The sequence below is a fragment of the Xanthobacter autotrophicus genome (assembly GCF_029991245.1).
Lineage (GTDB): Bacteria > Pseudomonadota > Alphaproteobacteria > Rhizobiales > Xanthobacteraceae > Xanthobacter > Xanthobacter autotrophicus_C.
Window position 1 is genome coordinate 1 of sequence record NZ_JAIVFO010000347.1, and the last position, 465, is coordinate 465.

Annotated in this window: 1 protein-coding gene; it reads left to right on the top strand. The window is 49.2% G+C overall.

Going from position 1 to position 465, the window contains the following annotated elements:
• Positions 1-182 (top strand): hypothetical protein (locus K9U41_RS23150; protein ID WP_282643181.1); only part of this gene is annotated, 182 nt, incomplete at its 5' end.
• Positions 183-465: the final 283 nt, after the last annotated feature.

Consider the following 465-nt stretch of genomic DNA (forward strand, 5'->3'; position numbering starts at 1 on the left):
TTTGCCCTCTGCAATTCACCGTCTCCGCAGACTATGAATTCGATGATCGCCTTGTTGCAGAGAGAACGTCAGTCGACATGCGGCCTTATCTACGTTCGTCGCCACCTATCCATCCCGTTGCAGAGCAACTGGAGGCGCTCAATAATCAAATCAAAATTTTTCTCACGAAGCTCAACAAGTGATATCTAACCGGGCGCTCAAGCGGACTTGCCATGTTTCCTCCATTCGCAAAACTCAAAATTGGCTCGATGCAAAATCTGCCTCACATTGAAACGCTCATAAGATCAGATCCGCAGGCTATGGCGGCCGCTACTGGCAAGTTGGTTGCGCTCATTCAAGCAAAGATGAACGCCTCGGAAGGCACTCCATGATGTCGGGGCACCTTCGTAGCTTTACACAAACTGTGCAACGTCACAAAAACCAATATTCGGGGCCTAACATTACGGTCAAGCGGAAGCCAACAAA